Source organism: Leptolyngbya sp. FACHB-671, assembly GCF_014695745.1.
Lineage (GTDB): Bacteria > Cyanobacteriota > Cyanobacteriia > Elainellales > Elainellaceae > JAAUTN01.
On record NZ_JACJOV010000031.1, the window covers coordinates 1 to 4,020 of the forward strand.

Sequence of the window (4,020 nt, forward strand, 5' to 3'; positions counted from 1 at the left end):
GTAACTTGAGTTTGTTTGCCGACTTGCAGTTTGCCATCTTTAACTGTTTCAGGCAGTCGCTTCACCTGAAAATCACCGTCTTGCTCTAAGCGTTGAGCGATCGCTTCTGCATCCTCCGAGGGAGCAGAGAGGTTGGACAGACTAGCGTAACTATTGATTCCAACAACGAGAGCATCCCGACTCATAGTATTCTCAGAATCTAAATGCTTTGATATGAGTCTAACTGTGGTTCTTAACAGAAGAACAAGTACTTTGAAAAACCGTTGAGCGGTTGGATGGAGTAGATGTTATAGTCCTGACCCTCAATCGAAGCCTTGTTCTGCAAAGTATCTCAGCAATTTGCTCTTTAGTCAGTATCTAGTGTCCTTATAAATTTATAGAAGTATCCTCCGACTCTAGCTTCCTAATTTTGCTAGTAGTGCAACGATCGCCACTGAGACCAGTACTCGATTTCAGTGGTCAGATAGACATAGCAAAGACACCAAATGACCACATTTAGGAGTGCCTACTCAACAAGCTACACTCAATTTCTCAACCCTTCCGAGTGCCATAGAAGATTTGGCTAGGCAACTACGACTCGCAGCCAATTCCGTCTCCCTCCCTATCAAAACCATGAGGGTCAGGGGGTAGCACCTGGAACCGTCGATGAGGGATATCTCCACAATTCAAATCACCTTCATCAGGCGGGATGCAGATTCCAGGATATGAAGGGTCGCAGCCTTGTTCGGCTGAACTAACTACTTCCGCTGGGGCTTGACGAGCGGCTGGTGCTTCTGGCTCTTCGGGCAGTGACGGCTGTCCAACTTCTCCTTTGACTGCTGAAGCAAACTCTTCTGCTCTACTGCGATCGGTGAAGCTTGCTAATTGAACAGTTTCAACCCCTGTATCTTCACGCTTTGTCGCCACTGCATCAGCGCAGTAGCTACTGCGGATAGACTCTAAGTTGCCGCCATCAACAAAGACTGGATACCAGGTGTCATCTGAACCAGATGAACTGTCACCGCAAGTTGCACGGGGAAAATTGAAAGGGTTAGATGCTAGCTCTGCTTCTACCTCTTCTTCCGGTTGATTTGAAGGGCTTGAAACGCTGCTTCCATTTCCAGGCTCAAACTGGATAGATAGGTCGCAGCTACCTACAGGGCAGAAGGAGAGATTGTCAACCCAAATAGCCTCTATTTTGGTGTTTCCATTGGCAAGAGTTACAGCATCGACAGCATCGACCTCCTCTACAAACTTTGAAAAGTCAGAGATACGAGACTGAATCTCTGCAAAATCAACATCCGGTGCCAATGTCTTGACAGCTAGCTCTAGCGCGTCTAAGCATTCAGGCGTTGATTGCCGAAAATTGACCTGTAAGCCTTCTAGTCCGTTGTGTCCAGGTGTTTGCCAAGCTCTAAGATCACAAGCATCGTCTCTGCGAGTTAGCTCGAGTTGATTATCATTCAGTTCCCATTGAGCAAAGAAATCTGCATCAGCATAGGCTGCATGAACACGAGTCAACGCTTGGTCAAATCCAAATGTTTTGGCTTCTGGCTGAGGTGAACTTTGAACGGCTTCAAGAGCGGGGGTAGAGGCTTCTGGTATGGGAGTTTCTACTGCCGTCGTAGCTACTGGTGAAGATTGAGGTTCACCCATTGAGGCTAATAGAAAGATAGGAGTTCCCCACCCTAGAGCCAGAGTAATCAAAACTTTAGCTGCAAGCTTGTTGGAAGGCCTTCGATCACCCAGCAGTCTATCCAGACTGTTCCAGTAGAAATTGCATAGGGTGTAGAAAAATTTCATGCTGATTAAAATTCCTGGACATCTTCAACCTGCCCAAAATAACCAGCACATTCACGAGCATCAGAACTAAAAACGATGAAGAGTACGTGAAGCCTCAGTACTTTTTGACACTTGGCTCAGCAAGGCAGCTGCCTGTTACTTCTTCCCCTACCGAGGGAACTCTGAATTACATGAAAACATCCGACCCAGCAGAAATGCTGGGTCTTTTATTTTGCCTCTACTCTAGTTGCGCTGCTTCTACTGAAAAGTTGCAATCTCTAGCTCCGTACAGCACATCTAGGCTGCCTTCTGGGTCAAACTGCACACACCTGTTCAGACTCTTGCCCCCATGTCTTAAACGCGCCCCAAAATCGTCGCAACCGCTGAAAATTATTCTCGCAACGCTAAGTTAATTCCCTACGTACACTTGGCTTGCCAATGCTATCAGTACTTCTGTCGCTTCTTTAACTGCTGTTTCTGAGGAATTCTTCAGTGAAATAGAAATCGTTCCATCGTCATCCACAACGAATTTCAAATTATCAGTGCTGACTCCAAGTGGACACCATTCGCCCTCCACACGGTAATCCTGCTTGATTCTCTCCAAATCAAGTACACATTCCCTAGCAAGCGGAAAAGCGACTAAACCTTCAATCGCATTGCGTAGCCCTATCTCAACCACCTCAAAAGGAATTTGTGCTTCGCTTAAAAATTTTTGTCGCTCACCAATACGGTTCGATTTCCTAGATTTCCCTAACTGCACTCCCAACTGGCTCATTTCCTTCGCAGGGAATGCCAATGTTCTTCCGACAATGTCAAAGTAGTCGTCAAAGTCAAATTCAACTCCGCGCTTCTGCAAACGTTCCTGTATTTCTGTTCTAGTCTCCTCGATCGCAGCTTTTAAGAGCTTACTGTGTTCAAGAACCTTGCCGCTTTGGGCGAGTTGTCGCATCGAACTTCGCACCAATTCAACTAAGCTCCACTGCAAACCAAGGCTGTAGTCTTCCAAGCGCTGCTTTTCAAAGTAGCAGACCAGTCTCACGATCTCACGTAGAACAAGTTCTTCCTGAGATAGAACTGTGAACCTCATACTCTAACCTCTGTAATACAGCAGTGGTAGTGCGATTCATCGACTAAGGCAGTACCCATTAGCACACCTATGACGGGTCTAGTGTCTAGTTCAGCGCAGATAGCAGTATGAATAGCCATGTTAGTTAACTCCTTACTGAGCACAGATTTGATCCCTGTTGGAGAGCTAGCAGTTGCTTTAGACTCCACGAGATAGGTATTGCCGTTGCCCTCCATCACAATGTCAGGGTAGTCGTGGTTAGGTCGGGCAAGCTTATGAGCGCGATAGCACCGCTGCATCAAATAACCAGCAATTCCCTCACCTACCCCTGCAACTGCACTTTTGTTAGCTGATGATAATTGCTTTGCTGTTTGGCTATAGAACAAAGGAGGGTAGCCAGGTTCTAGGAATACACCGCTGGAATAGGTGAACCAGTACTGCATCTCCTCCAAAGGTTGGTACATTAGCTGCTCGGAATATTTACGAACCATCCATTCCAAGGAATATTCTTCAATTGAGACAGAATCAGCAGGGTTATAGGGGATCTGTCTACTTCTACTGTCAAGGTGCGATTGCAATCGGTGGCGTACAGCATCTCTACTCCCAGAGGCTTTAGCAAGAGAGCGCTCCGTAGGAGATAGCCGGAACTGTCGCCGTTCCAGCGTAATTTGAATCGTCATTTGGTTGTCTAAAAGCTATTGGCCAGATTGTAGCCCAAAGACTACAAAACTTAGTCTGCTGCCTGTAGACCTGTCATCCGCATTCTATGAGTATTGTGCGGTGACGGAAAGTAGCAAACAACCCATCAGGCAACGATTTGGCAAAGCGATCCGGCGGCGACGGCGAGAGTTAGATATTTCTCAAGAAGAGCTGGCAGAACTGGCTGAGCTACATCGAACTTATATTTCGGATGTTGAACGAGGGGAGGTCAACCCGTCCCTTGACAATATTGAAAAGCTGGCAGCAGCATTAAATATCACAATCTCCGATCTTTTCATTCAGTACGGAATTGAGGTAGAAGATGTTATTTAAGCTGTTTTTTCATCAGATGCTAGAAAGGTAAAGTTTTCTTGCTAGCTCTATCTCTTCTTGGATAGGTTGTGCTAGGGCAGAGGAAGCTTTTTGTTCCACTCGTAATTTCTAACCCTTATCTAAAATTGCTGCTATGGATACTGCCACTGCATTAGCTGCAA

5 protein-coding genes are annotated in these 4,020 nt (G+C 46.2%); 1 reads left to right on the forward strand and 4 read right to left on the reverse strand.

Translation table 11 applies throughout. From position 1 onward, the window contains the following. The 4 genes from H6F93_RS01105 to H6F93_RS01120 form a co-directional block, all read right to left on the reverse strand. A partial coding sequence (locus H6F93_RS01105; RefSeq protein ID WP_190678449.1) for a caspase family protein occupies positions 1 to 185 on the reverse strand: 185 nt, incomplete at its 3' end. A 385-nt stretch (positions 186 to 570) separates the two neighbouring features. After that, positions 571 to 1,686 (reverse strand): hypothetical protein, encoded by a 1,116-nt coding sequence (locus H6F93_RS33225; RefSeq protein WP_199313411.1) that lies wholly within the window; start codon positions 1,684 to 1,686, stop codon positions 571 to 573. Between the two features lie 484 nt (positions 1,687 to 2,170). Continuing rightward, positions 2,171 to 2,767, reverse strand: coding sequence for a hypothetical protein (locus H6F93_RS01115; protein ID WP_190678451.1), 597 nt, complete (start codon positions 2,765 to 2,767; stop codon positions 2,171 to 2,173). A gap of 77 nt (positions 2,768 to 2,844) precedes the next feature. Next, positions 2,845 to 3,507, reverse strand: a complete 663-nt coding sequence (locus H6F93_RS01120; RefSeq protein WP_190678454.1) for a hypothetical protein — start codon at positions 3,505 to 3,507, stop codon at positions 2,845 to 2,847. A gap of 100 nt (positions 3,508 to 3,607) precedes the next feature. Here H6F93_RS01120 and H6F93_RS01125 point away from each other — a divergent pair, with 100 nt between their 5' ends. Further along, positions 3,608 to 3,859, forward strand: a complete 252-nt coding sequence (locus H6F93_RS01125; RefSeq protein ID WP_190678456.1) for a helix-turn-helix domain-containing protein — start codon at positions 3,608 to 3,610, stop codon at positions 3,857 to 3,859. Positions 3,860 to 4,020 lie beyond the last annotated feature (161 nt).

Coding starts and splice junctions, on each gene's coding strand:
- H6F93_RS01120 (WP_190678454.1), bottom strand. CDS start 3,507: ATGACGATTCAAATTACGCTGGAACGGCGACAGTTCCGGCTATCTCCT.